This is a genomic window from Micromonospora aridisoli, from assembly GCF_056150025.1.
This window is the reverse complement of record NZ_JAXCFK010000002.1, coordinates 595,688-620,480: the sequence shown is the minus strand read 5'-3', so window position 1 is coordinate 620,480 and position 24,793 is coordinate 595,688. Positions and strand designations below refer to the sequence as shown.

General features: G+C 72.5%; 24 protein-coding genes and 2 pseudogenes. 9 read left to right on the top strand and 17 right to left on the bottom strand.

The annotated features are described in order from the left end of the window. Positions 1-43: 43 nt before the first annotated feature. The 7 genes from SM447_RS06395 to pdxH all read right to left on the bottom strand — a co-directional run bounded on the left by SM447_RS06395 (position 44) and on the right by pdxH (position 6,123). Positions 44-796, bottom strand: coding sequence for a DUF4230 domain-containing protein (locus tag SM447_RS06395; RefSeq protein WP_474571768.1), 753 nt, complete (start codon positions 794-796; stop codon positions 44-46). Positions 797-894: 98 nt separating this feature from the next. Continuing rightward, on the bottom strand, positions 895-2,055 hold the full coding sequence (locus tag SM447_RS06390) for an acyl-CoA dehydrogenase family protein (protein ID WP_474571767.1): 1,161 nt from the start codon (positions 2,053-2,055) through the stop codon (positions 895-897). Continuing rightward, on the bottom strand, positions 2,052-2,357 hold the full coding sequence (locus tag SM447_RS06385) for a type II toxin-antitoxin system VapB family antitoxin (protein ID WP_093404142.1): 306 nt from the start codon (positions 2,355-2,357) through the stop codon (positions 2,052-2,054). Before SM447_RS06385 ends, SM447_RS06390 begins: the two co-directional genes overlap by 4 nt. A gap of 189 nt (positions 2,358-2,546) precedes the next feature. After that, the gene (locus SM447_RS06380; protein ID WP_474571766.1) at positions 2,547-3,149 is read right to left on the bottom strand and encodes a nitroreductase family protein; all 603 of its coding nucleotides are present in this window, start codon (positions 3,147-3,149) and stop codon (positions 2,547-2,549) included. Between the two features lie 42 nt (positions 3,150-3,191). After that, positions 3,192-4,121: an aldose 1-epimerase family protein gene (locus SM447_RS06375; RefSeq protein WP_474571765.1), complete on the bottom strand. Its 930-nt coding sequence runs from the start codon at positions 4,119-4,121 to the stop codon at positions 3,192-3,194. 11 nt (positions 4,122-4,132) lie between these two features. After that, complete coding sequence (locus tag SM447_RS06370; protein WP_474571764.1) at positions 4,133-5,473, bottom strand: MFS transporter; 1,341 nt, start codon at positions 5,471-5,473, stop codon at positions 4,133-4,135. Beyond that, positions 5,470-6,123: a pyridoxamine 5'-phosphate oxidase gene (gene pdxH / locus SM447_RS06365; RefSeq protein WP_474571763.1), complete on the bottom strand. Its 654-nt coding sequence runs from the start codon at positions 6,121-6,123 to the stop codon at positions 5,470-5,472. Before pdxH ends, SM447_RS06370 begins: the two co-directional genes overlap by 4 nt. Before the next feature lie 254 nt (positions 6,124-6,377). On the opposite strand from pdxH, the gene SM447_RS06360 reads away from it, so the two are divergent. The 4 genes and pseudogenes from SM447_RS06360 to SM447_RS06345 form a co-directional block, all read left to right on the top strand. Then, positions 6,378-7,484: a citrate synthase 2 gene (locus SM447_RS06360; RefSeq protein ID WP_474571762.1), complete on the top strand. Its 1,107-nt coding sequence runs from the start codon at positions 6,378-6,380 to the stop codon at positions 7,482-7,484. A gap of 279 nt (positions 7,485-7,763) precedes the next feature. Then, positions 7,764-8,891 carry a phosphoserine transaminase gene (gene serC, locus SM447_RS06355; RefSeq protein ID WP_474571761.1) on the top strand — a complete coding sequence of 376 codons (1,128 nt, stop codon included), beginning with the start codon at positions 7,764-7,766 and terminating at the stop codon, positions 8,889-8,891. A gap of 309 nt (positions 8,892-9,200) precedes the next feature. Next, positions 9,201-10,283 (top strand): septation protein SepH, encoded by a 1,083-nt coding sequence (sepH, locus tag SM447_RS06350; RefSeq protein ID WP_474571760.1) that lies wholly within the window; start codon positions 9,201-9,203, stop codon positions 10,281-10,283. A 182-nt stretch (positions 10,284-10,465) separates the two neighbouring features. Beyond that, positions 10,466-10,807: pseudogene (locus tag SM447_RS06345) on the top strand (response regulator transcription factor); the annotation flags it as partial. 7 nt (positions 10,808-10,814) lie between these two features. On the opposite strand, the gene thpR reads toward SM447_RS06345, so the two are convergent. The 5 genes from thpR to SM447_RS06320 all read right to left on the bottom strand — a co-directional run bounded on the left by thpR (position 10,815) and on the right by SM447_RS06320 (position 15,482). Beyond that, positions 10,815-11,420, bottom strand: a complete 606-nt coding sequence (gene thpR, locus SM447_RS06340; protein WP_474571759.1) for an RNA 2',3'-cyclic phosphodiesterase — start codon at positions 11,418-11,420, stop codon at positions 10,815-10,817. Between the two features lie 32 nt (positions 11,421-11,452). After that, a complete protein-coding gene (locus tag SM447_RS06335; RefSeq protein WP_474571758.1) occupies positions 11,453-11,959 on the bottom strand; it encodes a hypothetical protein in 507 nt (168 codons plus the stop codon). A gap of 106 nt (positions 11,960-12,065) precedes the next feature. After that, a complete protein-coding gene (locus tag SM447_RS06330; RefSeq protein WP_474571757.1) occupies positions 12,066-13,343 on the bottom strand; it encodes an MFS transporter in 1,278 nt (425 codons plus the stop codon). 79 nt (positions 13,344-13,422) lie between these two features. Beyond that, complete coding sequence (locus tag SM447_RS06325) at positions 13,423-13,872, bottom strand: MarR family winged helix-turn-helix transcriptional regulator (RefSeq protein WP_474571756.1); 450 nt, start codon at positions 13,870-13,872, stop codon at positions 13,423-13,425. Positions 13,873-14,003: 131 nt separating this feature from the next. Then, positions 14,004-15,482 (bottom strand): NCS2 family permease, encoded by a 1,479-nt coding sequence (locus SM447_RS06320; protein WP_474571755.1) that lies wholly within the window; start codon positions 15,480-15,482, stop codon positions 14,004-14,006. A gap of 89 nt (positions 15,483-15,571) precedes the next feature. Between SM447_RS06320 and SM447_RS06315 the strand changes: the two genes are divergently transcribed. After that, entirely contained in the window at positions 15,572-15,817 is a 246-nt protein-coding gene (locus tag SM447_RS06315) for a DUF2530 domain-containing protein (RefSeq protein WP_474571754.1), read from the top strand. 21 nt (positions 15,818-15,838) lie between these two features. On the opposite strand, the gene SM447_RS06310 is transcribed toward SM447_RS06315, so the two are convergent. Beyond that, positions 15,839-16,675, bottom strand: a complete 837-nt coding sequence (locus SM447_RS06310) for a DUF3027 domain-containing protein (RefSeq protein ID WP_474571753.1) — start codon at positions 16,673-16,675, stop codon at positions 15,839-15,841. An 87-nt stretch (positions 16,676-16,762) separates the two neighbouring features. Between SM447_RS06310 and SM447_RS06305 the strand changes: the two are divergent. Beyond that, positions 16,763-18,172, top strand: a pseudogene (locus tag SM447_RS06305) (MFS transporter); the annotation flags it as partial. Positions 18,173-18,408: 236 nt separating this feature from the next. Beyond that, the gene (locus SM447_RS06300; protein ID WP_474571752.1) at positions 18,409-19,059 is read left to right on the top strand and encodes a futalosine hydrolase; all 651 of its coding nucleotides are present in this window, start codon (positions 18,409-18,411) and stop codon (positions 19,057-19,059) included. Here SM447_RS06300 and SM447_RS06295 read toward each other — a convergent pair. Continuing rightward, complete coding sequence (locus SM447_RS06295) at positions 19,051-19,710, bottom strand: helix-turn-helix domain-containing protein (protein WP_474571751.1); 660 nt, start codon at positions 19,708-19,710, stop codon at positions 19,051-19,053. The genes SM447_RS06300 and SM447_RS06295 overlap by 9 nt on opposite strands. Positions 19,711-19,993: 283 nt before the next feature. Here SM447_RS06295 and SM447_RS06290 point away from each other — a divergent pair, with 283 nt between their 5' ends. After that, positions 19,994-20,848: a 1,4-dihydroxy-6-naphthoate synthase gene (locus SM447_RS06290; protein ID WP_474571750.1), complete on the top strand. Its 855-nt coding sequence runs from the start codon at positions 19,994-19,996 to the stop codon at positions 20,846-20,848. Here SM447_RS06290 and SM447_RS06285 read toward each other — a convergent pair. After that, positions 20,809-21,195 carry a cold-shock protein gene (locus SM447_RS06285; protein WP_474571749.1) on the bottom strand — a complete coding sequence of 129 codons (387 nt, stop codon included), beginning with the start codon at positions 21,193-21,195 and terminating at the stop codon, positions 20,809-20,811. The two genes, SM447_RS06290 and SM447_RS06285, sit on opposite strands and share 40 nt — an antisense overlap. Positions 21,196-21,223: 28 nt before the next feature. After that, positions 21,224-21,847, bottom strand: coding sequence for an HAD family hydrolase (locus SM447_RS06280; protein WP_474571748.1), 624 nt, complete (start codon positions 21,845-21,847; stop codon positions 21,224-21,226). 83 nt (positions 21,848-21,930) lie between these two features. Here SM447_RS06280 and SM447_RS06275 point away from each other — a divergent pair, with 83 nt between their 5' ends. Further along, positions 21,931-24,405: a helicase-associated domain-containing protein gene (locus SM447_RS06275; RefSeq protein ID WP_474571747.1), complete on the top strand. Its 2,475-nt coding sequence runs from the start codon at positions 21,931-21,933 to the stop codon at positions 24,403-24,405. Between the two features lie 12 nt (positions 24,406-24,417). On the opposite strand, the gene SM447_RS06270 is transcribed toward SM447_RS06275, so the two are convergent. Beyond that, entirely contained in the window at positions 24,418-24,657 is a 240-nt protein-coding gene (locus tag SM447_RS06270; RefSeq protein WP_474571746.1) for a hypothetical protein, read from the bottom strand. Between the last annotated feature and the right edge of the window lie 136 nt (positions 24,658-24,793).

The window sequence follows — 24,793 nt, the reverse complement described above, 5'->3', positions numbered from 1 at the left end:
CCCGCGAGGCTCTACGACGAAGCGGGCGGGGTCGGCGTCTCCGTCAGGGGGCGGTGTAGGTGACGGTCACCTGGTCGAAGCCGAGCGAGCGGAGCAGCCCCTCCAGCATCTTGCGGGTGTTCTCCTCGGCCCGGGCGCTCAACCCGCTCTCCCGGGCGGCCGCGGTGATCCGGTCCTCGGCGAGCTGGTAGACCTGCTGCTGCCGGTTCGGGTCACCGCCGATGAGGTCACCGACGCGGTTGAGCAGCCCGCGCTCCTCGGCGAACACGTAGCTCTTCTCCAGGTCGAGGTTGGTCTCGGCCAGTTGTGGCGCCGGCAATTTGATCTCGACCGACTTCCCGTCGGCCGACTGGACGATCGCCCCCTCGGTGAGGGTGCCGAAGTCGACGTACGCCTCGACGCTGCCCGACCCGACGAACAAGGTCCGCTGGTTCAGCAGCCAGTCCGGCACGTTGCGCCGGTCGTTCTGCAGGTCGACCACCACCTGAAAGTTGCCCTCGGCCGCGACGTACCGGCTGAGGTCCTGCATCGACTCCAGCAGCGCGGGCTGGCTGCGGTCGGTCTGCTCCTTGGTGAACGGGTTGCGGAACTCGGGCAGGATCCCGGCCGTCTGCACGCCGAACAGCAGCACCACCGCGAGGGCCGCGGCACCGAGCACCCACAGCAGGGCACGGGCCGCCCCGCCACCGGATGGCGGGGCCTGCGGTGGGGCGTCCGGGGCGTCCGTGAGCACATGACCCGACCGGTGGTCGGCAAACTCGCTGGTGGGCTCGTTGATGTCGCCGTCGCGTGCCATCGCCCTCACCGTCCTCGTCAGACGCGGTCTCTGCTGATGACGGTAAGCCCCTCGTACGACAGCCGCTCGCTGAGTCCGTCAGTCGAACCCGGACCGGGTCAGGCGAAGGCCGAGACGCCGGTGAGCCGCTGCCCGATGACCAGCTGATGGATCTCCGAGGTGCCCTCGTAGGTCAGCACGCTCTCCAGGTTGTTGGCGTGCCGCATGACCGGATACTCCCCGGAGACGCCGTTGGCACCGAGAATCGTCCGGCACTGCCGGGCGATGGCCAGGGCCTCCCGTACGTTGTTGAGCTTGCCCACGCTGACCTGCTCGGGACGCAGCTTTCCGGCGTCGGCCAGCCGGCCGAGCTGGAGCGCCAACAGGTAGCCCTTGTTCCACTCGACCGCCATGTCGGCGAGCTTGGCCTGGGTGAGCTGGAAGCCGGCCAGCGGCCGGCCGAACTGGGTACGGGTCGACGCGTACGTCAGGGCGGTCTCCAGGCAGTCCCGGGCCGCGCCGAGCGCGCCCCAGACGATGCCGTGCCGGGCCTCGGTCAGGCAGCTCAACGGCGCCTTCAACCCGGTCGCGCCGGGCAGTTGCGCCTCCGCCGGCAGCCGGACGTCGTCGAGGACGATCTCCCCGGTCAGCGAGGCACGCAGCGACATCTTGCGGGTGATCTCGCGCGCCGTCACCCCGGGCGCGTCCATCGGTACGGCGAAGCCCTGCACGCCCTCGTCCGTGCGCGCCCAGATCACCGCGACATCGGCGATCGGCGCGTTGGTGATCCACATCTTGCTGCCGCTGAGCACCCAGTCGTCGCCGACGCGGCGCGCCCGGGTGGCCATCGACGCCGGGTCGGAGCCGTGATCCGGCTCGGTCAGCCCGAACGAGCCGATCGCCTCACCGGCCGCCATCGCCGGCAGCCAGCGCTGCTTCTGCTCTTCGCTGCCGTAGCGCCAGATCGCGTACATGGCCAGCGAACCCTGCACCGAGACCAGTGACCGGACGCCGGAGTCACCGGCCTCCAGTTCCAGGCAGGCCAACCCGTAGGCGACGGCCGTCGAGCCGGCACAGCCGTACCCGGTCAGGTGCATGCCGAGCAGGCCGAGCTTGCCGAACTCCCGGGCCAGGTCGCGGGCCGGCACCTGGCCCGCCTCGTACCAGCCCGCGACGTGCGGTCGTACGAGGTCGTCGACCACCCGGCGCACGACGGCGCGGATCTGCCGCTCCTCATCGGTCAGCGACGAATCCAGGTCGAGCAGGTCCACCGGTGTCACTCGACCGCCTCGGCGAGCACGAACACCCGAGCGTGGATCTGGTTGCGCTGTTGCAGTGCGGCGCGCAGCGCCCGGTGCAGGCCGTCCTCCAGGTAGAGCCCGCCGTTCCACTGCACCACGTGCGGGAAGAGGTCGCCGTAGAAGGTGGAGTCCTCGGCGAGGAGTTTGTCCAGCGCCAGCTCACGCTTGGTGGTGATGAGCTGATCCAGGCGCAGCGGACGGGGTGGGATCTCGGCCCACTGCTTCAGGGTCAGATTGTGTTCCGGATAGGGACGCCCGTCCCGGACCGCTCTGAAGATCACGACGGCACGCTCCCCTCCCCGTGGCCGGCCGGTACCACGACTCCGGGCCGGGTCGCGGCACGGCGCCGCGACCTGCGGCGCCGATGACCGTGCCAGCGTAGCCGGACCCCGCACCCCACGTTCTGCTCCCTGATGCCAGTTTCACCACCGGTCGTCCGGTTCTCAACCGGACGAAGCCACCGGTTCGGGTCAGCTCCACCGTCCGCGCCGGACGACCTCGTCGACCGGGCGGCGGCCGCGACGCAACGATGGTGACCGGTGGTCAGGGGCCCGGTAACCGATGGTGAGGGCACCGATCGGGTGGTACGTCTCCGGCACGCCGAACGCCTCACGGTAGGACTCCAACCGCTGCGGCGGGATGCCGAAGAAGCACGAACCCAGCCCCTCGTCCACGGCGGTCAGCATCATCAGCAGCGCCGCGAAGCCGGTGTCGACGTACCAGTAGGGCACCGGCCAACGGTCGGTCGACCGGTCCGCCCAGCCCTTGTCCGGCTCCGCGTACCGCTCCAGGTAGACCGAGCGGTTGGCGTGCGGCACCACGATCAGCGGGGCGCGGCGCATGCCGGTCAGCCACCGCCCCGTCCCGCCGCCCTCCGGCGTGCTGGCCGCCCAGAAGCGCTCCCGGTCCTCCGGCGACTCCAGCACCAGGAAGCCCCAGCCCTGCGAGAACCCGGCCGACGGGGCCCGCACCGCGTGCTCCAGCAACCGCTCCAGCACCTCCGGCGGCACCGGCCGGTCCGGGTCGTAGTTGCGCACCATCCGGCGCCGCCGGACCACCTCCGCGAACTCCACGCCGTTCTCCTCGCTCGCCCCGCCCGGTCCGTGACCGGTCGGTCAGACCCCCGGGCGGATGCCCCAACTCCCGCGCCAGGTGTCGCCCGGGGCCAGGGTGATGAGATCCCGGCCGGACCGGAACGCGTCCGGTGGGCAGGTCATCGGCTCCACCGCCACCGACCGGCGGAACCGCTCGCCGGTCAGCGTGTCGCCGGTGAAGACCTGCCACCAACCGAACTGGGCGTCGGCCCAGATCCGCAGCCCGGTCGAGGTGTCCGGTCCGCTGAGCGTCACCGAGGAACCGCCGTCGTCGTCCCGCGCCACCTGCCCGAAGGCGTGATCCAGCACCGCCTCGCCGATGCGGCGCGGCTCGGTGTAGTCGTACTCGGTGCCGGCCACCACGGTCGCGCCGACCGGCAGCAGCCGGCCGTCCAGCAGCAGCCGGGTCCGGCCGGGTACGCGTAGCGCGATGTCCTCCACGGCCACCCCCGGCAGCCGCAGGTACGGGTGCACGGAGAACCCGAACGGCACCGGCTCGGTGCCGACGTTCGTGACCTCGTGCTCGCCGCGCAGCCCGTCGGCGGCCACGCTCCACCGGGTACGCAGCCGCAACGGCCACGGGTACCCGGGCTGCGGCAGCAGGTCGTAGCCGACCGTCACCTCGTCCGGCCGCTGCTCGATCAACTGCCACGACGCCCAGTTCACCAGGCCGTGGATGGCGTTGTGCCGCTCCGGCTCGGTCAGGTTCAGCTGCATCGACCGGCCACCGAAGGAGTAGACGCCGTCGCGGATCCGGTTCGGCCAGGGTGCCAGCACCTGCCCCGCCGAGCCCGGGCACAGCTCGTCGGTCGCGTACCCGTCGAGGTGCTCGACCCCGTCCTGGCGGTAGGCGCGGAGCCCGCCGCCCACCTCGACGATGACCGCCTCGTGACCGGCGGCTGAGATGCTCCACTGCGCTCCCGACAGGGGAAGCGGATCGCGGCTGTCCATGTCGCCAGACCCTAGCCGTCGGTGCGGTTGTTCGCTCGCTGCGGTCGGCGACCCCCGCCGGACTCGTGCTCACCGTCCCCGCTCGGCGACCGGTAGCGGATCAACGCCGGGAACGCCACCGCGAGCAGCACCGCGAGAACCGCCGCCGCGACACCGCCACCGACCCAGGCCACTCCGCTGCCGAAGCCGGCCGCCATCGCACCCGCCCGCAGGTCGCCCAGGCGCGGACCACCCGTCACCACGACGGTGTTGACACCCTGCAGCCGCCCGCGCATCCGGTCCGGCGCGTAGATCAGCAGCATCGACTGCCGTACCACCGAGCTGACCAGGTCGGCCGCTCCCGCCAGGATCAGCAGTACGACCACCAGCCAGAGCTGGCGGGCGAGCCCGGCCAGCGCGACCGTGGCTCCCCAGCCAACGACGGCGAGCACCAGCACCAGCCCCTGCCGGCGGACCCGGCCGATCCACCCCGAGACCAGGCCGGCGAGCAGCGAGCCGATCGCGATGGAACTGTAGAGCCAGCCCACCGCCGCGCCGCCGCCGAACCGTTCGGTCGCCACCTCGGGAAACAGCGCCCGAGGGAAGGCGAACACCATCGCGATCAGGTCGATGGCGAAGGAGAGCAGCAGCACGGGGCTGCCGGCCAGGTAGCGGATGCCGTCCACGACGCTGCGCAGCCCGGCCTGTCGGGGGCCGCCCTCCGGATCGGGTTCCGGTGGCATGGCCGGCAGCCGCACCGCCGCCCAGACCAGCGCGGTGAGCAGCGTCGCGTCCACGGCGTACGCGACCGGCAACGCCACCCCGAGTTCCCAGAACGCCAGGATCAGGCCGGCGGCCAGTGGGCCGAGGACCGCGGTGGCCATCGCGGTGGTGAAGTTCAGCGTGGTGGCCGCGGGCACCAGCTCGGTCGGGACGAGCCGAGCCACGAGGGCCCCACGGGCCGGGCCGGCGATGGCGAACGCCACCGAACTCAGCGCCACCAGGGCCAGCAGCAGGACCGGACTGCCGACCCCCAGCAGCGCCTGGGCCAGCAGCCCCAGCACGGCCACCCAGAGCAGGGCCGCGCCACCCAGCAGCACCCGCCGTCGGTCGATGGCGTCGGCGACCGCGCCGCCCCAGAGCCCGAAGACCAGCAGCGGCACGAATGCGGCCACACCGAGCAGACCCACCCAGAAGGAGTCCTGGGTCAGCGCGTACATCTCCACCGGTACCGCGACGGCGGTGAACTGGAAGCCGAACATCGCGATGGCGTTGCCGACCCAGAGCCGCCGGTACGCCGGCACCCGCAGCGGACGCAGATCGATCGCCCAGCGGCGCTGCTCGCGCGGCCGGTCCGTACTGCTGACGGTCACGGCGCCAGCCGCTCCACGACCCAGCTCCCGCCGCTACGGCGGAACCGCAGCCGGTCGTGCAGCCGGCTGGCCCGACCCTGCCAGAACTCGATCGAGTCGGGCCGCACCCGCAGCCCACCCCAGTGCGGCGGGGCGGGAATCGGGTCCACGTCGGCGAAGCGCTCCGCCGCGGCCCGGTACGCGTCGTCGAGGGCGGCCCGGTCGGACAGCACCGACGACTGTGCGCTCGCCCAGGCGCCGAGCTGCGAACCGCGCGGCCGGCTGGCGAAGTAAGCCTCCGTCTCCGCCCGGTCGAGTCGTGCCACCGGTCCGGCGACGATCACCTGCCGCTGCATCGGGAACCAGGGGAAGACCAGGCTGGCGTACGGGTTGGCGGTCACCTCGACGCCCTTGCGGGAGTCGTAGTTGGTGAAGAGCAGGAAACCCTCCGAGTCGTACCCCTTGAGCAGCACCGTCCGTGCGCTCGGTCGCCCGGTGGCGTCGGCGGTGCCGAACACCATGGCGTTCGGCTCCGGCAACCCGGCGGCGACCGCGTCGGCGAACCACCGGTCGAACTGGGCGTACCAGTCGGCGGCCAGTTCACTTTCGGTCAGGCCGGACCCGGCGGCGTACTCGTGCCGCATGGCGGCCGGTTCCGGTGTGTCCCCCATCACGTTCCCGCTCCTCCCCCGTCGGGCCGGTACGCGCCCGGCGACCAGCCCGTCCGGCCCAGTCTTATCGGTGTCGGGAGGAGCCCGGCAAGCGGGATGTCGTCAGGCGCACATCGACAGCGTCTCGCGCACCCGGTCACCAGCAGGCAAGATGTCACGAACACATCCCTGAGGGTCGCCTAAGGCGCTCACCCGGCCGGGGCCGGGACACCGAGCCCGGGCGGGCGCACCGACCACACACCAGGAGTAGTGAGATGGCCGATTTCAAACCCGGACTTGAGGGCGTCGTAGCCTTCGAAACCGAGATCGCCGAGCCCGACCGCGAGGGCGGTGCGCTGCGCTATCGAGGGGTCGACATCGAGGACCTGATCGGCCAGGTCTCCTTCGGCAACGTCTGGGCGCTGCTGGTCGACGGCCGGTTCGGCCCGGGCCTGCCGCCGGCCGAGCCGTTCCCGGTGCCGGTGCACTCCGGCGACATCCGGGTCGACGTGCAGTCCGCCGTCGCCATGCTCGCCCCGTACTGGGGATTGCAGCAGCTGCTGGACATCTCCGACGAGCAGGCCCGCGAGGACCTCGCCCGGGTGTCGGTCACCGCGCTCTCCTTCGTCGCCCAGTCCGCACGCGGCCTCGGCCTGCCGGCGGTTCCGCAGAAGGAGATCGACAAGGCGGAGACGATCGTCGAGCGCTTCATGAAGCGGTGGCGCGGCGAGCCCGACCCCCGGCACGTCAAGGCCGTCGACGCGTACTTCATCTCGGCCGCCGAGCACGGCCTGAACGCCTCCACCTTCACCGCGCGGATCGTCGCCTCCACCGGTGCGGACGCCGCCGCCTGCATCTCCTCGGGCATCGGCGCGCTCTCCGGCCCGCTGCACGGCGGCGCGCCGTCACGGGTGCTGAGCATGCTGGAGGCGGTCGAGCGCAGCGGTGACGCGGAGAGCTACGTCAAGGGGGTGCTCGACCGGGGTGAGCGGCTGATGGGCTTCGGCCACCGGGTGTACCGGGCCGAGGATCCGCGTGCCCGGGTGCTTCGCCGCACCGCCAAGGAGCTGGGCGCTCCGCGCTTCGAGGTCGCCGAGGCCCTGGAGAAGGCCGCCCTCGCCGAGTTGCAGGCCCGCCGGCCGGACCGGGTCCTCGCCACCAACGTCGAGTTCTGGTCCGCCGTGGTGCTCGACTTCGCCGAGGTGCCGGCCCACATGTTCACCTCGATGTTCACCTGTGCGCGGATGGGCGGCTGGAGCGCGCACATCCTGGAGCAGAAGAAGCTCCAGCGACTGGTCCGCCCCTCGGCCCGCTACGTGGGTCCGGGCAGCCGCAAGCCACACGAGGTCGACGGCTGGGACGCCGTCCCCCACGACGTCTGAGATGCAAGGAAGGGCCCCTTCTTAACGCCTGGCGTAGAGAAGGGGCCCCTTCTTAACACTCCGCTTGTGAGGCGCTGGGCTGGGGTGTGGCGGACGCCTCACGGTTCAGCGTGGGAGCAGTGCCCGGACCGGCGGCGACTGGTGCAAGGATGAAGTCCGGCAGCGCTGCCGGACGGGCTCCGACCCAGGCTCGCCGTGCGACCGCGCACGTCCCCGCCGCCGGTCCGCGCCCATTCTGCTCACCCGGGCCCCGACCCATGCGGAAGGATCTTGAACACCGTGGCTGACGCACCGACCATCCGGATTCCTGACGAGATCAAGCCCGCCGACGGCCGATTCGGCTGCGGGCCGTCCAAGGTCCGTCCGGCGGCGGTATCCGCGCTCGCCGAGGTGGCCACCAGCTACCTTGGCACCTCGCACCGGCAGAAGACCGTCCGCGACCAGGTGGCCCGGCTGCGCTCCGGCATCGCCCAGTTCTTCTCCCTCCCCGAGGGCTACGAGGTGATCATCGGCAACGGTGGCACCACCGCCTTCTGGGAGGTCGCCACGTTCGGCCTGATCCGCGACCGGGCCCAGTTCGCCAGCTTCGGCGAGTTCGGTGCCAAGTTCGCCAAGGCCGTCAAGGACGCACCGTTCCTCGGCGAGCCGACGGTCCGCAAGTCCGACGCCGGCAGCGCACCGTCCCTGGTCGCCGAGGCCGGCGTGGACGTCTACGCCACCCCGCACAACGAGACCTCGACCGGTGTCGCGGTGCCGATCACCCGGGTGGCCGGCGCCGACCCCGGCTCGCTGCTGCTGGTCGACGCCACCTCCGGTGCCGGCGGGCTTGAGGTCAACGTGGGCGAGACCGACGTGTACTACTTCGCCCCGCAGAAGTGCTTCGGCTCCGACGGCGGGCTCTGGCTGGCCCTGATGTCCCCGGCCGCATTGGAGCGGGCCGCCGAGATCAAGGGGTCGGGCCGATACATCCCGGCGTTCCTCGACCTGGTCACCGCGATCGACAACTCGCGGCTGGAGCAGACGTACAACACCCCGGCGCTGGCGACCATCTTCCTCGCCGCCGAGCAGACCGACTGGATGAACTCCCAGGGCGGGCTGGCCTGGGCCGCCAAGCGCACCGCCGAGAGCGCCGCGATCGTGTACGGCTGGGCCGAGCGCTCGTCCGTCGCCACCCCGTTCGTCACCGACCCGGCGCTGCGCTCCAACGTGGTCGCCACCATCGACTTCGCCGACGGGGTGGACGCCGGCGCGATCGCCAAGGCGCTGCGCGCCAACGGCATCGTCGACACCGAGCCGTACCGCAAGCTGGGCCGCAACCAGCTGCGGGTCGCTCTCTTCCCGGCCGTCGAGCCGGCTGACGTCGAGGCGCTGACCGCGTCCATCGACTACGTCGTCGAGCGGCTGTAACCGGCCCACGACGCACCACCGGAGCGCGGCGCCTCTCACCAGTGGCGCCGCGCTCTGGTGAACTCGCCACCGGCGGGACACGATGGACGGCCCGACCACGCGCGAGTGCGGAACTGCGCGCCGCACCACGGCTCGCCCCCACAACTGATCCGTCACACAGCCGGGTGGCAGACCGGATCGGCCTGCTCAGCGGGACATCCCCGGGCGTGGCGTCTCCCACCGGGCGACGGATGGGCGTACCGTGGAGCGCAACGCCCCGGGTGGCCGGCTCGTGGCGTACGGCCAGCGAAGCGGGACGGAGGCAACGCGATGCGCCCAGTACGCTTCGTCGCCCTCTCCGAGGACGGCCAGGCCCTGGTGCTCGCCGACGAGGTCGGGCGGCTGCTCGCCCTACCCATAGACGAGCGCGTCGCCGGAGTGCTGCACGCCGAGCCGGGTACGCCCACGCTCGCGGTCGCACCGGCCGCCGCCGACCCGGCGCCGTCCCTGTCTCCTCGGGACATCCAGGCCAGAATCCGTTCCGGAGAGTCCGCTGAGGACGTCGCCCGGATCGCCGGCGTGCCGGTCGACCGGGTGCTCCGCTACGCCGGGCCGGTACTCCAGGAGCGCGCGATGCTCGCCCAGCACGCCCGGCGCACCCGGCTCAAGGGCGCCGAGAAGCCGACGCCGCTGGCCGAGGTGGTCAACGGCCGGCTCGCGCAGCACGGGATCGACACCGAGAAGATCTCCTGGGACGCGTGGCGCCGGGACGACGGCACCTGGCGGATCGTCGCCACCTGGCCGTCCGGCAAGGCCACCGCCCAGGCGATCTGGGATCTGGACAAGACCCGGCAGTCGGTCACCCCGCACGACGACATGGCGCAGTATCTCTGCGCCGAGCGCCCGACGCCGATCCTGGGCCAGGAGCCGGCACCGGAACGGGGCGGTCACGCCCTGCCCGGCCCGTCGCGCGGCGAGCCGAGCCGGGGTGGGCACGGGCTGCCGTCGCCCGCCGAGCCCGGCCGCGCGGGCCGTGACCCGATCCGAGCAGGCCGGGACGCCCTGCTCGCCTCCCTCGACCGGCCGCTCGGCTCGACCTCGGGCCGCGGTCTCGACCCGCGTTCGCCGGCCGCGTCGGCCGGCAATCAGGACGCGCCCCGCCAGCGGGCGGTCACCGGTGGCGCTGCGGCGCTGCTCGGTGGTGGTCAGGGCTCGGCGTTCGACGACGACTCGGACGCGCCCAAGGAGGTCCCGGCCGTCCCGTCGCTGGCGGTGCTGCGGCCACGCCGGACGAACGCGCCGGCCAGTGGCGCCACGGAGTCCACCGAGGCCGGCGGCAAGCCGCGCAAGCGCCTCCCCAGCTGGGACGACGTCCTCTTCGGCACCGGCCCCGCCGCCCGCGAGTCCTCCTGACCCACCCCACCCCGCCGCACCTCCGCCGTCGCGCCGATCTTGCACTTTCTGCCGGGACATCAGTCTGATAACGGACATCCCAGCGACCAAAAGTGCAAGATCGACGCGCAGTCGGGGGTGGGGTCAGGGCGGGGTGGGTGAGGGGCGGGTGTGCGACCGCCATCGTGTCCGGCTGGGAGAGAGCGGCGGCGGCCGACCTCGTCTCCGCGATCCGGGTGGTCTCCGGTGGCGACGCGCTGCTCGCCCCGAGCGTGACCCGGCGACTCATCGCCGAGTACACCCGCCGTCCGCATCCCGGCCGGACGCCGTCCCCCAACCTGGACGTGGTCACCCAGCGGGAGCGCGAGGTGCTCACCCTCATCGGTCGAGGACTGTCCAACACCGAGATAGCCGAACAGTTGTGTCTGAGCATGGCCACGGTGAAGACCCATGTCGGTCGGCTGCTGACCAAGCTGCACGCCCGGGATCGGGCGCAACTCGTGGTGGCGGCGTACGAGAGCGGCCTGGTCGCACCGGCCGGCTGAGGCGGGCTCAGAGGGGCCAGGCGGCGAGGCGGTGGTAGTGCGCCGGAGGTCCGGGCCGGCTCTGCACCAGCACCAGTTCCCGGGCCGGCCAGGGTGGGCCGAGGTAGTCGTCGAGGGCGGCCAGGTCCGCCTCGATGTCTGCGTGCGGCAGCCGGTCGCCCGGACGGGCGATGGTCAGGTGCGGCCGGAACGGCTTCTCGTCGCCGGGAAACCCGGCGGCGGTCAGGGTGGTCCGGACGGCACCGGCCAGCGCACCCAGACGGGTGACGTCACCCTGCACGTCGACCCAGAGCACGGTGCTGCGACCCCAGCCGAACCGGCCACCACCGGCCAGCCGCAACACGGGCGGGCCGTCCCACGCCTCGGCGAACGGGCCCGCCACGACGCCGTCGCGTGCAGCCTCGACCGCGCCCCGGAGGACCTGCCGTACCTCGGGCAGGCGCGTGGGGTCGACCTCGCCGAGGAAGGCGAGCGTGAGATGGGCCCGGGCCGCGTCGACCAGCCGTACGTTGGTGCCGGCGGCCGCGGCCACCCCGAGCCGCAACCCGGCCAGCTGCGCGGTCAGGTGCGCGATGGCGTCGGCCGACGGCCACACAGCGGTGAAGAGTCGCACCTGCAACAGGGTGGCAGATGGTGCGGTGCGAGCTAGTGGTTCCGCTCGGGTTGCCCGGGCCGGGCGGCGGGCAGCCGCAGGCCGGCGGCGTCCAGCTCGGCCTCGATCCGCACCCGTTCGATCTGCCGGTCGAGCCCGCTCAGCTCGGCCAGGTGCTCGGTGACGCCCAGGGCCCGGCAGGCCAGGCGGAGCCGGTCGTCGTACGCGTCGAGCACACCGCTGTGCCACACGACCGGTCTGCTGCCGCCGGCCCGCTCCCGGCGCAGGCACCGCAGATCGGCGGCGATCTGCTCAAGTGGCCGCCGGTCGACCCGGTCGAACGCGTCGAGGTCGACCCGGCCGGCGACCTCGACCGCGTCGGCGGCCTCGTTCAGCCGGGCGATCAGGTGCCGTTCCCGACGTCGCTGCCGCCACTCGCCGTACCCGCAGGTCAGTCGGTCGACGATCTCGTCGGTGCACACCACCAGCGCGATCAGCACCGGCACGAAGACCACGCCGGCCAGCGCCACGGCCAGGAGCAGTAAGCGTAGGACCTCCACCCACCGAAGCTATGCCGATGCGCACCGTGACGTAACCGATTTTCCGCATTCGCCGGGTCGCGTGCGCCGAGAGGTGGGGCGGTAGGCCGCCCCACCTCTCGATCGCTCACACCTCGGTGACGTAGAAGCGGGGCAGGGGAAGGATCCGGAACCGCAGCCGGGCCCCGGCGCGGCGCAACTGCCAGGCCAACGCGAGCAGCGCGGTGGTCAGCGAGAGCAGCCCACCGGCCCAGATGCTGGCGCCGGCGCCGAAGGTCTCCGCCACCCAACCGATGATCGGCGCACCGACCGGATTGGTGCCCAGGAACACCAGCACCCACAGCGCCATCACGCGTCCCCGGAACGCGGCGTCGGTGCCGAGTTGCACCCGCTGGTTGGCCGCCTGGGCGAAATAGACCATGAAGAAGCCGGTCGGCGGCAGCAGGACCACGACCATCCAGTACGCGGGGGCCAACCCGACGAGCGTGCCGAAGGCGGCGCAGCCGATCGCGGCACCCAGCACCAACCAGACCGAGGGACGGCTGCGCCGCCCGGTCCCGGCCAGCGCACCGATCAGCGCGCCGACGGCGAGAGTGGTGCTGAACAGGCCGAACGAGGCCGCTCCGGTGTTGAAGACGGTCTTGGCCAGAGCCGCCAGCGTCAACTGGAAGTTGAACAGCGACATTCCGATCACCGACATCACCACCATCGGGAGCAGCAGATCGGGACGGCGGCCGACGTACCGCAGCCCGTCGAGCACGGTCGCGGCGGCCCGCTCGTCACGCGGCGGCAGCGGGTCCCGGTGCAGTTCCGCCGGACGCATCCGGATCACCGTGACCAGTGGCGCGATCGAGCTGAGGGCGGTGAACAGGAAGACCGGCCCGACGTCGAAGGCGGCGATGGCCAGACCGGCCACGGCCGGCCCGACGATCCGGGCCGAGTTGAACACGGCCGCGTTGAGCGAGAGCGCGTTGGGCAGCAGCGGCGTGCCGACCAGCTCGGAGACGAACGCCTGCCGCACCGGGGTCTCCACGGCGTTGGCCACGCCGAGCAGTGCGGCGAAGACGAAGACGTGCCAGAGCTGAACCAGCCCGGTGAGCACCAGCACGCTCATGGCCAACGACAGCACGGTCCAGAAGGCGTTGGCGACGAAGAGGAGCATCCGCTTGTCGTACCGGTCGGCGAGCCGGCCGGAGAGCAGCGTGAGCAGCAGTACGGGAGTGAACTGGAGGGCGACGACCACACCGAGCGCCGTGGCCGAGTCGCCGGAAAGCTCGAGGACCAGCCAGTCCTGGGCGATGAACATCATCCAGACACCGATCAGCTTGACCAGTTGCCCGAACGCGAAAAGCCGGTAGTTGCGGACCTGTAGGGACTGGAACATCGTGCTCAGCCGTGCCTGCACTCTTGGTGCGCCTCCTCGCGGTCGTACGCGTCGTCAACGACGGACGGCACGGCGCGGGGCACACCAGGTGTGCGCGGCGTCAGGCGCGGGAGAGTCGCTGGAGAATCTCCGCGGCCTGGTGCAGTGTTTCCCGGTCGGTGTCACTCAGCTCGGCCAGCCGGCGGGCCAGCCACTCGTCCCGGACCCGCTCGAACTGGTCGAGCACGGCCCGGCCCCCCTCGGTTGTCGCGAGGATGACCTGCCGGCCGTCGGTCGGGTGCGGGGTGCGCCGCACGAGGCCGCGCTCCTCCAGCTTCGCGACGATCTTCGTCATCGTCGGTGGCTGCACCCGTTCGACGTCGGCGAGTTCCCGCGGCGTGAGCGCGCCCGCCAGCCGGAGGCTGGTGAGCGCGGACAGTTGGGTGACCGTGAGGTCACCTACCGGCCGGGCCTGGCGGACCCGCCGGTTCAACCGGGTGATCGCATCACGCAGCTGAAGGGCCAGCTGCGCCGGTGGCATGCTCTGAGCCGTCACCGTCCGCTCCGTCACGATAGTTAGCCTAACTAATTAGCTGACCGAGCCGCAGCGGATATGACCATGCTCACCCCGACGTTCCTCCTGCTCCGGGGTCGGGCGCATGGTCCGCGCCGCGCGGACCACACGCCCGACCCGGGGGGCTGTCAGAAGAGCAGCGTCTCGATCGGACCGCGCAGGAAGTACACCACGAACAGCGCCGCCACCGCGTACAGCAGCGGGTGGATTTCCCGGGACTTGCCCTTGGCCAGCTTGACCACCACGTACACGATCAGGCCCGCCCCGATGCCGTTGGAGATCGAGTAGGTGAACGGCATCAGCACGATGGTGAGGAAGGCCGGGATCGCGATCTCGTAGTCGGACCAGTCGATGGTCCGCACCGCGGTCATCATCAGGAAGCCGACCACCACCAGCGCGACCGACGCCGCCTCGAACGGGACGACCACCACCAGCGGCGCCAGGAAGATGGCCAGCAGGAACAGTGCTCCGGTCACCAGGTTGGCCACGCCGGTCCGGGCCCCCTCCGCGACACCGGCGGCACTCTCGATGTACGACGTGTTGCTGGAGACGCTGCCCGCGCCACCGGCCGCAGCGCCGATCGAGTCGACCAGCAGGATCTCCTTGGCGCGCGGCGGGGTGCCCTGCTCGTCGAGCATGCCGCCCTCCTGACCGACGGCCACCATCGTGCCCATCGTGTCGAAGAAGTCGGTGATGAGCAGCGTGAAGATGAACATCAGCACGACCAGCCAGCCGGCCCGCTCCCACGACCCCAGCACGTTGAACTGACCGAGCAGCGACAGGTCCGGCACCTGGAACGGGTCACTCGGCAGGACGGGGACGTTCAGCGACCAGCCGGCCGGGTTGGGTTGACCGTTCACCACGGACGGGCCGATCGAACCGATCTCCTCGACGACCATCGCCAACGCCGTGGAGGCGAGGATGCCGATCAGGATGGCGCCCTTGACCCGGCGTACCACCAGCACCAGGGTCACCAGCAGACCCAGCACGAAGACCAGCATCGGCCAGCTGACCAGGCGGCCGCCGATGCCCAGGCCGACCGGGACGGTGGTGTTCGCCTCGTCCGGGATCCGGCGGACGAAACCGGCGTTGACCAGGCCGATGATGGTCAGGAACAGGCCGATGCCGACGCCGATGGCCGTCTTCAGCTGGGTCGGCACGGAGCGGAACACCGCGGTACGCAGGTTGGTCAGCACCAGCACCGCGATGATCAGACCTTCGATCACCACCAGGCCCATCGCGTCGGCCCAGGTCATCTCCGGCGCGATCTCGTACGCCACCAGGGCGTTGATGCCGAGACCGGCGGCGAGCGCCAGCGGGAACCGGGCGACCGCGCCCATCAGGATGGTCAGCAGACCGGCGATCAGGGCGGTGGCCGCCGCGATCGCGGGGATCGGCAGGCTCTTGCCGTCACCGTCGACGGCACTGCCGAGGATGAGCGGGTTGAGCACCACGATGTACGCCATCGTGAAGAAGGTGGCCAGGCCGCCGCGTACCTCGCGGCTGAGCGTCGAGCCGCGGGCCGAGATCTCGAAGTACCGGTCGAAGCCGTTGCGTGGCCGGCCGGGATCGGGCGGGGTGCCGTTGTCGGGCGGCGCTACTGCCATCAGGAACCTCACAGCGGATCATCGGGTTGTCGCGCGCATCGTCGCAGATGACCGGCCTGCGGCAAAGCGGGGTCGCGTACCCTGACCGGGTGCCGACCCCACCACCCCGCCCCGAGCCGCTCGACCCGCCGATGGTGCCGTTCGCGCTGGCCGGGATGGCGGCCTGGGCGGTCGCCGGGCTGGTGCTGCTGCTCTTCCGTGACCGGCTGGTCGCCAGCGGCCAGGAGGACTGGCTCTGGATCTGCCTGGCCGGTTTCCTGTGGGGCTTCCCCGGTCTGGCGGTGATGATGCGGCACGACGCCAACCGCCGTCGCCGTCGCGCCGCCGCCGGTTGAGCCGGCGGCGGTCGACCTCGGTCAGGAGTGCCCGTACGGCTCCGCCGGCTCACCGCTCTCGACCGACCCGGGCGCCCGGCTGACCGCCATCGGCTCCACGGCGCTGTCGTCGTAGACGGTGGGCATCTCGTCGACCGCAGTCTCGGCCTCGACCAGGGTCTCCGAGTGGGCGCCGCAGCCGTGATCGGCGCTGACCACCCGACCGTCGTCAGGCGCGTAGAAGTTGCCGCAGACACCGAAGCACTGCCGCAGCTTGCCCGCGAGCGGCAGGTAGAAGCCGCAGGTGCCGCAGCGAGCGGCGGCGGGCGCGGAGGTGGAGATCGGCGCGGAGGGACCGTGATCGCCGTCGTACCAGCGCTGCGCCGTCTCGATCCGCCCCTCCCGCGACATCACCCGGGGCCGGCCGAGCCCCAGCTCCCAGGCGGTCTCCTCGACCACCGGGTCGTCGGAGAGGAGGTAGCCGGGTTGGAGCCGCTCGTCGTCCGGCGGGGTCGGCAGCAGGTCACCGGGGCCGAGGTCGCCGGGCTTCAGCCGCTCCTGCCAGGGCAGCCAGCCGGGCGCGAGCAACGCGTCCGGCCCGGGCAGCAGCACGGTCTCGCAGATCGTCACCGTACGGCTGCGCGGCACCCGCGTCACCGTGACGGCCCACCGCCAGCCCCGGTAGCCGGCCAGCCGGCACTCGAAGTAGTGGGTGACGAGCCGGTCGCCCTCGGCGACGGCCTGGAGGTGGTCGCCGACGTCGTCGGGGCCCACCTCGGTGATGCCGGCGCGCGCCAGCTCGACGGCGGCGGCGCAGACCTGGTCAAGACGGGCGGCGCGGGCGGAGGCGGGCCTGGTCACCCGACCATTGTTCCCCATCGGTGGGGTCGGTTGTGAGGCACTCCCCAGAGGTGTTCTGCGCCGGTGGCGCGGCATCGCTCGGGCAGATGGTTCAGGATGGGTGCCATGCCGCTCTTCTCCCGCGCTGAGCGGTCCCTCCTCGGGCGGACCGTCGGCACCGGCATCCGCGCCACGCGGCTGCTGCTGCGCGGGTCGGTCAGCAGCGGCCGCTGGGTGACCCGCAGTGCCGCGCGGGCCCGGGCCCGGGGCGCCGGTGGGGAGACCGGCATGGTCCGCCTCTTCGACCTGCACGCGATCTCCTGCGCCGGGGACACGCTGATCGCCATCGGGCTGGCCGGGACGATCTTCTTCAACGTGCCGCTCGGCGAGGCACGGAGCAAGGTCGCGCTCTATCTGCTGGTGACCATGGTGCCGTTCGCCATGCTCGCCCCCGTGGTCGGCCCGCTGCTCGACCACTTCCGGCACGGCCGCCGGTACGCCCTGGCCACGACCATGCTGGGCCGGGCGTTCCTGGCCTGGTTGATCTCCGACTACATCCACGGCTTCGGGCTCTATCCGGCGGCCTTCGGCGTGCTGGCGCTCTCCCGGGCGTACGGGGTGGCCCGGTCCGCCGCCGTACCCAGGTTGCTGCCGGAAGGGCTCGGTCTGTCCCAGGTCGGGGCCCGGGCCAGCGTGTACGGCACGGTCGCGGGGGCGTTGGTCGCCCCGATCGGCCTGGCCGCCTTCTGGTTCGGACCGCAGTGGCCGTTGCGCGTCGCCTCGGTGATCTTCCTGGTCGGCATGGTGATCTCCCTCCGGCTCCCACCGAAGGCCGACTCCGAACCGCCGGAACGGGTACCGCGACCGCTACGGGCGCTGCGGCGGGGCGGCGGTGAACGACCGCTGGGCCGGGGCCGGCCGGCCGGCCGGTTGGTGATCTCGACGCTGATCGGCGCGGCCACGCTGCGCGGGGTCTACGGATTCCTGCTGCTCTTCCTGGCCTTCACCATCAAGGCGGGGGACCTGACCACCGTGGTCTTCGGGCGTGACCTGGGTGACGAGGGGGCACTCGGCCTGGTCGGCGGGGCGCTGGCCGTCGGCACCTTCCTGGCCACCGCGATCGGTACCCGGCTGCGCATCCATCGACCGGCGGCCCTCCAGTCCAGCGGCATGGTCATCGTCGCCGGGGTGGCGATCCTCACCGTGCTGAACTTCTCCCTGCCGATGGTCGCCCTGCTCTGCCTGGTCGCAGCCATGATGAGCGGCATCGCCAAGCTGGCCGTGGACGCCTCGATCCAGGAGCGCATCCCGGAGCGGCTGCGGGCCAGTTCGTTCGCCCATTCCGAGACCGTGCTGATGCTCGCCTTCGTCGCCGGTGGCGGGCTGGGGCTCGTACCCTTCGACGGCCGGATCGGCATCGCAGTCGCCGCCGGTGTCGGTGCCCTCGCCGCCGCCCGCGGCCTGGTGATGGCCCGGCGGCTACAGGCCGAGAAGCTGCTCGGACGGCCGCTGACCGACGACGAGTTGACCGCCGAGCAGCAGGCCGAGAAGCAGGCCGAGGAGGAACGGGCCGAGAGGGAGCGCACCGAGAGGGACGTGCGGGCCGCCGAAGCCACCGCCCCCACGTCTCCGGCCCCCTTCCACGGCGAGCACGATCCTGAGGAGCCGGGGATGGCGCCACCGGGCTTCCACATCTACCGCCCGTCCTCGGCGGTGACCGGTTCGAGCGGTGGAGACGACGAGACGCGACGCAGCTCACCGGGCTCGGTCACGTGAGCGATCTCCTCGTGGTGACCGCCGTTCCCGCCGAGGCGGAGGCTATCCAGGCCGGCCTCGCCGACCCGACCGTGGCGGTGCTGCCGGTGGGTGTGGGTCCGGCGGTCGCCGGCGCGGCGACGGCCCGATTGCTGGCGCTCGCCGAGGTGGCCGGCCGCCCCTACCGAGCCGTGGTGAGTGCCGGAGTCGCCGGCGGCTTCCCCGGCCGGGTTGCGGTCGGCGGCACCGTGCTCGGTACCCGGGCCGTCGCCGCCGACCTGGGCGCGGAGTCACCCGAGGGCTTCATCCCGGTCGACGAGCTCGGCATGCCGGCCGAACTGCTCGGTGGTGGTACGTCCCTCGACGCCGATCCGGAACTGCTGGCCGCCCTGCGCACGGCGCTGCCGGCCGCCACGGTGGGACCGGTGCTGACCGTCAGCACCGTGACCGGCACCACCGCCAGCACCGACGAGCTGGTTCGGCGGCACCCGGACGCGGTGGCCGAGGCCATGGAGGGGTACGGCGTGGCGGTCGCCGCCAGCCAGGCCGGCGTGCCCTTCGTCGAGCTGCGTACCGTCTCGAACCCGATCGGTCCCCGCGACCGCGACGCCTGGCGCATGCGAGACGCCCTCACCGCCCTCACCGCTGCCGCCGCCGCCCTACGCTGACGCCGTCCCGCGCGCCCGGCTGGTCGAGCCGCAGGCTCTGCGGCCGGCTCCACTCGATGCGGTAACCGCACGCGAGAAGGAAGCCGATGCCGCCGACCTCGGCCGTGGCGCAGATGGTGTGCCAGCCGGCCCGGCGGGTCTCCTCCGCGAGGCGGGCCACCAGCCGCCGCCCGATGCCGAGCAGGCGGAGCCGGGTGCCACCAGCACGCCGTCGAGCACCACCTCGCGGCGATCGCCCAGGTCCTCCCCGAGCAGCAGGTCGAGGCTGCGTTCATGGGCGCGCAGCTCGCCGACGACGTCGCCGCCGGGCAGTTCCGCCACGAGCCGCCAGCATCCGTCCGGCACGCCCTCGGTGAGACGACGGATCCGTACCGCATCGCGGAGCCGCTCCCGCAGTCGCCGCTCGTCCCGGCGGTCACGGTCGAGGTCATAGGTCACCTCGGGAACCCGCAGCGTCCCGCCCGCCGCCCTCACCAACCGCTGCACCGTCCGCAACCGGGGATCCGCAGACCGCCCCGCCTGGATCCGCGCCACGGTCGACTGCGGCACGCCCGACCGTTCTGCCAGCTCACGCTGGCTCAGGTCGGCCTGCCGACGTAACGCCCGCAGCATCGACCCCAGATCCGGCAACCCATCCAGGTGCTCCCCCATCCACCGATGCTCCCAACGCTCTCGAAGATCCCTCAACACCGGTCGAAGACCTGTGGATAGGTCTGTGGACAACCCGCGGGCTTCGTCCCTCGCGAGCTGTGCCCGACGGCAGGGTCCGGGTGTGGTGAGCGCGCCCTGTCGAGCTGAGGGCGTAGACGGATCGCCACAAGCGCCACAGGTGGGCGACCCGTGGACGGTGATCGGTCGTCGCGGTGGCCGGCGCCAGGCGAAAGGAGCGAGGCGAGGCGGGAGCGGGTGGAGTCGGCGGGGCTACGGTGGGGGCGTGACGCTCTCGCTGGCGATCTCGCCCTGCCCCAACGACACGTTCGTCTTTCACGCGCTGGTGCACGGGCAGGTGCCCGGTGCTCCGCCGGTGGAGGTGACGTACGCTGACGTCGACGTCACCAACACCGCCGCTGAGCGCGGAGCGTTCGACCTGGTGAAGGTGAGTTACGCCGCGCTGCCGTGGCTGCTGGAGGACTACCACCTGCTGCCCTGCGGGGGTGCGCTGGGCCGGGGCTGCGGGCCGTTGGTGCTGACCCGGCCCGACCGGGCGACCGGCGACGGGCCGGACCGCGACGATCTCACCGGTGCCACCGTGGCGGTGCCCGGTGACCGGACCACGGCGTACCTGCTGTTCCGGCTCTGGGCGGCCGGGCGGACACCACAGCGGATCGAGGTGGTGCCGTTCCACGAGATCATGCCGGGTGTCGCCGCCGGGCGGTACGACGCCGGGCTGGTGATCCACGAGGCGCGGTTCACCTATCCACGGCACGGCCTGACCGCCCTGGTGGACCTGGGTGAGTGGTGGGAGTCCGACACCGGACTGCCGATCCCGCTCGGTGCCATCCTGGCCCGTCGCGGCGTGGTCGACCCGCAGGAGGCCGCCGGGTGGATCCGGGACTCCGTACGGCGGGCCTGGGCCGATCCGGGGGCCAGTCGGGCGTACGTGCTGGCGCACGCCCAGGAGATGGAGCCCGACGTGGTGGACCGGCACATCGGCCTCTACGTCAACGAGTTCACCGCCGATCTGGGTGAGGCGGGTCTCGCTGCCGTCGAGGCGCTGCTCGGCCGGGCCGCCGACGCCGGGCTCGTGCCTCAGACCTCCAGCTCGCGGGCGACCGCGTGGACCAGCTGAGCGATCTTCTGCGCGGTCCTGCGGTCCGGGAAGCGGCCCCGGCGCAGGTCGGGCTGGACCTTCGCCTCCAACACCTTGATCATGTCCTCGACCAGGCCGTGCAGCTCCTCGGCGGGACGTCGGCGCAGTTCCGCCACGGACGGCGGAGCGTCCAGCAGCTTCACCCCCATCGCCTGCGCACCCCGCCGGCTGTCCACCACGCTGAAGTCGACCCGCTGGCCGCCCTTGAGATCGGTGACACCCGCCGGTAGCGCGCCCTTCGGCAGGAACACGTCGCCACCCTCGTCACTGGTGACGAACCCGTATCCCTTGGTCGCGTCGTACCACTTCACTCGACCCGTAGGCACCTGAGAACCCCTGCTTCGTTTGAGCCGTCTACTGCCTCAAGGCTAGCCGGATCATGCCGTCGAGTGCCGCCGGGAATCCGGTGAGATCGGCCAGCACCGTCGCCGCGCCCGCCGAGCGCAGCTCGTCGGCGGAACAGGGGCCCGTGGCCACCGCGATTCCGGGTAGCCCGGCCGCGTTGGCGGCGACCATGTCCGCCACGTGGTCGCCGACGTAGTGGGTCGCGCCGTACGCCCGCAACGCCGTCGCCTTCTCCTCGGCGAACAGGTCGCCGGCCAGCTCGTCCACGTGCAGCCCGAGGTGATCCAGGTGCAGCCGGGCCAGCCTGCCGACCTTGGAGGTGACGACGAGCACCCGGCCGCCCCGGTCGCGTACCGCGGCGATGGCCGCCACCGCGCCGGGAAGCGGCACCGTCGGTGTGATCGCGTACGCCGGGTACAGCTCGCGGTAGACCCGGACCGCCTCCTCGACCTGCTCCGGCGGGAACCAGCGGGCGATCTCGGTGCGCAGCGGCGGGCCGAGCCGGGACACGGCGGCCTCGGCGTCGACGGGTACGCCCGTCCGCTCGGTCAGCGCGCGGTAGGTCGCGGCGATGCCGGGACGCGAGTCGACCAGCGTCATGTCGAGATCGAATCCGACGGTCAACGAAGGCATCCTGGAAAGCTACCCGGCCAGCCGGACCGGCCGGGACGTCCGATGGGCGCGAGTGGCCCCGGCCGGGCTAGCGTGGAACGACGATGAGCACCTCACTCGCCGACCACCTGCGGTCGCTGCCCGACGAGTCCCTCGCCGCGCTCCTCCAGCTACGGCCCGACCTCGTCGTGCCGGTCCCCGCCGACGTCGCCGCCCTTGCCATCCGGGCGCAGTCCCGCGTCTCGGTGTCGCGCGCGCTGGACGGGCTGGACCAGTTCACCCTCCAGATCATGGACGCCGCCCGGTTGACCCGGGACCCGGCCGACGGCACCACCTCGGTCGACGACGTCCTCGCCATGGCCACCAGCGGCCCTCGCCCGCCCGCCCCCACCGCTGTCCGGGCCGCCGTCGACCGGCTGCGTGCCCGGTTCCTGCTGTACGGCCCCGAGAACGCCCTCCAGCTCGTCGGTGGCATCGACGAGATCTCCCCGTACCCTGCGGGTCTTGGTCGGCCGGCGACGGAGCTGGACCCGCGCACGGCCGCGCTCTGCGCGGACCCGGCGAAGCTGCGGCGGACGCTGCTGTCCGCGCCGCCGTCGGCCCGGGCCATCCTGGACCGGCTCGCCGCCGGCCCACCGGTCGGCAGCGTGCCACCCGGCGCGTTGCAGGCGCCCGCCGTCGGCGCCGACGACGACCTGCCACCGGACGACACCAACGGCGGGGCACCGACCGGCTCCCCGGTCCGCTGGTTGGTCGACCACCGGCTGCTGGTGCGGGTCTCGGGCGGCAAGGGCGGCACCGCGGGCATGGTCGAGCTGCCCCGGGAGGTCGGGCTGCTGCTGCGCCGCGACACCGGACCGCTGGGTCCGCTGCGCAGCGGACCGCCCCCGGTGACCGCCACGCCGCGCGAGCCGAAGGCCGCCGACTCCGCCGGGGCCGGGCAGACCATGGAGGTGGTACGCCGCACCGAGGCGCTGCTGGAGCAGTTGGCCGCCGAACCGGCGCCGGTGCTGCGTTCGGGTGGAATCGGCGTACGCGACCTGCGCCGGTTGGCGCGCGCCACCGGGTTGGACGAATCGACCGCCGCGCTGCTGCTGGAGGTGGCGTACGCGGCCGGGCTGACCGGTGAGCTGGAACTGCCCGGCGCCGCCGGCCGGTACGGCGCCGACCAGCAGGTGCTGCCCACCGCCGGGTACGAGATGTGGCGGGCCGGTTCGCTGGCTCAGCGCTGGGAGCAGTTGGCCCGGGCCTGGCTGACCATGACGCGGCAGGTCGGGTTGGTCGGCCAGCGTGACGACCGGGACCGACCGATCACGGTGTTGTCGGCGGAGGCGGAACGGGCCGGCGCGCCGGCCGCCCGGCGGGCGGTGCTCGGCGTGCTCGCGGATCTGGAACCGGCCGCCGCACCCAGCGTCGACGAGGTGCTGGCGCTGCTGGAGTGGCGGGCACCCCGACGCAGCCGGGGGCGGGAGAACGCCCACCGGGAGGTCCTGACCGAGGCGGCCACGCTGGGTGTGACCGGGTTGGGGGCGCTCACCTCGTACGGGCGGCTGTTGTTGGCGGAGGCGACGGCGAGCGAGGACGGCGCGACGGACGACCCGCTGGGGCTGCGGGCCGACGCCGAGGACGGCGAGGCCGGCAGCGCGGTCCGGGCGCTGGACACGCTGCTGCCCGCCCCGGTGGACCACTTTCTCGTCCAGGCCGACCTGACCGTGGTGGTGCCCGGGCCGCCGGAGCCGGCGCTCGCCGCCGAGCTCGAGGTGGTCGCCGAGCCCGAGTCGGCCGGCGGGGCCAGCGTGCACCGGATCACCACCGGCAGCGTGCGGCGGGCACTGGACGCTGGCTACTCGGCGGACGACCTGCACGAGCTGTTCCGCCGTCGGTCCCGCACACCGGTGCCGCAGGGATTGACGTACCTGGTCGACGACGTGGCCCGCAAGCACGGCGGGCTGCGCATCGGCTCCGCCGGGGCGTACCTGCGCAGCGACGACGAGGCGCTGCTGGCCGAGGTGCTGGCCGACCGGCGGGTCGAGGCGCTGGCGTTGCGTCGGCTCGCGCCGACCGTGCTGATCACCCCGTACCAGGGTGGCCGGCTACTGAGCGTGCTGCGCGAGGCCGGCTACGCCCCGGTGGCCGAGGACGCGACCGGGTCGACGGTACTGACCCGGCCGAAGAGCCGACGGGCACCGGCGCGGGTGTCGGTCGCGACCCGGGCGCTCGACCCGCTCGCCACCCCACGCCTGCCGCTGCCACGCCTGCTCGGCGTGGTGGAGCAGATCCGTCGGGGTGACGCGGCGGCGCGAGCGGCCCGGCGGGCCCCGGCGGCGGTGCGGGGCGCGACGCCCGACGGGCCGGCTCCCGTACACAGTCACCACGACGCCCTGGCCGTACTCCAGCAGGCGGTACGCGACAAGGCGCTGGTCTGGGTCGGTTACGTCGACGCACACGGGGCGACCGCGTCCCGGCTGGTGCGACCCGTGTCGCTCGGCGCGGGCTACCTGCGCGCGGAGGACGAGCGGACCGAGATGCTGCACACCTTCGCGCTGCATCGGATCACCGCGGCGGTGCTGGAGAAGTGAACCTCGGCCGGTTCAGCGACGGCTGCGCCGCACCGACCCGATGATCGCCACGAGCAGCAGCAGGGCGAACCCGGTACCGGCGGCCTCGCCGACCGAGTCGATGAAGCCCTGCTGGAGCACCAGCCAGCCGAAGAGGAACCAGCCGAACAGGACGATTCCGAGGATCGCGTACGCGATCACCGTGGTGGTGGAGACGGGTTCGGCCGCCTCGGCGTGCTCGCGCTCGGGAATCACTTCCTGCTCGACGGTCATGCGCCCTCCCCCGTACGGTCCGGCCCTCGACGTCAAGAGTGTCATCCTTGACGGCTGTCGACCAGCACCATCGGGTACCGATCCGGCTCCACGCCTACCCGGCCGCGTCCGACGGCGAGAAGGAGGGGTGGGGTCG

What these genes read in the sequence shown, in the direction of transcription:
- SM447_RS06280 (WP_474571748.1), bottom strand. Translation starts at nt 21,847, where the DNA reads ATGCCTTCGTTGACCGTCGGATTCGATCTCGACATGACGCTGGTCGAC.
- SM447_RS06375 (WP_474571765.1), bottom strand. Translation starts at nt 4,121, where the DNA reads ATGGACAGCCGCGATCCGCTTCCCCTGTCGGGAGCGCAGTGGAGCATC.
- SM447_RS06320 (WP_474571755.1), bottom strand. Translation starts at nt 15,482, where the DNA reads ATGGCAGTAGCGCCGCCCGACAACGGCACCCCGCCCGATCCCGGCCGG.
- sepH (WP_474571760.1), top strand. Translation starts at nt 9,201, where the DNA reads ATGCGCCCAGTACGCTTCGTCGCCCTCTCCGAGGACGGCCAGGCCCTG.
- pdxH (WP_474571763.1), bottom strand. Translation starts at nt 6,123, where the DNA reads ATGGGGGACACACCGGAACCGGCCGCCATGCGGCACGAGTACGCCGCC.
- SM447_RS06310 (WP_474571753.1), bottom strand. Translation starts at nt 16,675, where the DNA reads ATGGGGAACAATGGTCGGGTGACCAGGCCCGCCTCCGCCCGCGCCGCC.
- SM447_RS06295 (WP_474571751.1), bottom strand. Translation starts at nt 19,710, where the DNA reads ATGGGGGAGCACCTGGATGGGTTGCCGGATCTGGGGTCGATGCTGCGG.
- SM447_RS06275 (WP_474571747.1), top strand. Translation starts at nt 21,931, where the DNA reads ATGAGCACCTCACTCGCCGACCACCTGCGGTCGCTGCCCGACGAGTCC.
- SM447_RS06360 (WP_474571762.1), top strand. Translation starts at nt 6,378, where the DNA reads ATGGCCGATTTCAAACCCGGACTTGAGGGCGTCGTAGCCTTCGAAACC.
- SM447_RS06395 (WP_474571768.1), bottom strand. Translation starts at nt 796, where the DNA reads ATGGCACGCGACGGCGACATCAACGAGCCCACCAGCGAGTTTGCCGAC.
- SM447_RS06270 (WP_474571746.1), bottom strand. Translation starts at nt 24,657, where the DNA reads ATGACCGTCGAGCAGGAAGTGATTCCCGAGCGCGAGCACGCCGAGGCG.